1 protein-coding gene is annotated in these 1163 nt (G+C 38.1%); it reads left to right on the forward strand.

All coding sequences use genetic code 11. The annotated features are described in order from the left end of the window. The first annotated feature begins 523 nt into the window (after positions 1-523). Positions 524-931: a hypothetical protein gene (locus tag KIV40_RS24885; protein WP_285351859.1), complete on the forward strand. Its 408-nt coding sequence runs from the start codon at positions 524-526 to the stop codon at positions 929-931. Positions 932-1163 lie beyond the last annotated feature (232 nt).

Consider the following 1163-nt stretch of genomic DNA (forward strand, 5'->3'; position numbering starts at 1 on the left):
TGTTTTTTTCATTTTTGAGCCTGACTTATTTATTTAAGTGTTATTTGTTGGCTCGAATAATACGGGGAAGATCACATTTTACAAGCAGGTTTGGCTTATGCTTACAAACTAAATATTTGTTAATGAAAAAATCAATAATGATTATTTATTTTAAAAAAACTGATTTCAACTGTAAATTCGGGCAGGTGATAAAGGCTTCGAAAAATGGATGAAAGCCTTATTAATCCAATTAATCTAGTAAGTAGTATTGCAAGTATTCGTTTTGTTCTTACTCAACATTTCGCTGTGAGCGATACAAGGGAAAAGATTGGTGATAGTCGAGCTAGGTTGCACATGAAAGGCTTTGTGGTCAAAGAGCTGTGCTAAACGCTTCATAGCGATGACGATCTAGCAGAATAGGTATTTTGTATATAATAGTTACAGTAACTGCTCATTAATACGACTGATGCGAGTAGAATCTAGTGTTGCAGCCCATCCTTAATGAACGATATTATATGTCTCTTTTTTTCGCCAAGGTTTCACGATGTCAGATGAAGAATTAGCGCTAGAGTGGATGCGCCAACAAGCACATAAAATCGATCCATACATTGAAAATCCGACTTTTGATGAATGTGTTGAGCTGCTTGACCCTGCTTTTAAGAAAGGCAAAACGATTGGTCAACTAAAGTTTCTCTTGGGCGAGGCAGATCGAAGAGCTGGAGCGGCGGAACGTAAGCACGCAGCACTGAAATACGCGAAAGAGAAAAGTCCAAACGCAGGTCAAATTCTTCGCCTGCAAAGTAAACTACAGCAAGTTCAGCTGGCTTTAAAACTGGCCACTGGCGATAACAATATGACCATTTCTCAGTTTTGCGCCGAATATGATGTGAGCAACCGTGATGGAAATACTGCTTGGCACGAGAAGCTGGTACAGCAGGGAAAGAAACGATAAGTTTCAAAGCATATTGATGTTTGTCTAAAGCGAATACTACTCTTTCACGCTTGTTTTAAATTGTTCGAAAAGCCGCTGATTTATCATAGTTAAGATAGAACAGTGGCTTTTTTGGTTTTGGCTTTTCTACTGTCAGGGTGACTGTCATATAGCGTTACGTTTTACGTGGTAATGAATGGTGTGAACATTGGTTTAATTGTTATATTATAACACCATGTAAAACCGCCAATAT

It is taken from the genome of Vibrio sp. D173a (genome assembly GCF_030248475.1).

Bases quoted from the DNA above. Each gene is read 5' to 3' on its own strand.
- KIV40_RS24885 (WP_285351859.1), top strand. From the start codon at position 524: ATGTCAGATGAAGAATTAGCGCTAGAGTGGATGCGCCAACAAGCACAT.